This is a genomic window from Pseudomonas parasichuanensis, assembly GCF_021601385.1.
In the GTDB taxonomy this organism is placed as follows: domain Bacteria; phylum Pseudomonadota; class Gammaproteobacteria; order Pseudomonadales; family Pseudomonadaceae; genus Aquipseudomonas; species Aquipseudomonas parasichuanensis.
Genome location: NZ_BQHO01000115.1, coordinates 1 through 254 on the forward strand (window position 1 = coordinate 1; position 254 = coordinate 254).

A 254-nucleotide genomic window follows, 5' to 3' on the forward strand; every position below is an offset into this window, starting at 1 on the left:
TCGGCGATGCATCGTTTCACTACTGAGTTCGGGATGGGATCAGGTGGTTCCAATGCTCTATGGTCGTCAAGAAATTCGGTTGCCCAGAATGTCTTGTGAACACTCTTGGCTAATTCGGATATGCGATATTTGTGATGTTGCGAACTTTCGGGTCTTTCGTCTTCACCACCACAATCTGCAGTTGCAAATTGCTTGGGTGTTATATGGTCAAGCCTCACGGGCAATTAGTATTGGTTAGCTCAACGCCTCACAGC

The 254-nt window shown here is 47.2% G+C and carries 1 rRNA gene; it reads right to left on the reverse strand.

From position 1 onward, the window contains the following. Positions 1–71 (reverse strand): 5S ribosomal RNA (rrf, locus tag L6D77_RS27185); the annotation flags it as partial. Positions 72–254 lie beyond the last annotated feature (183 nt).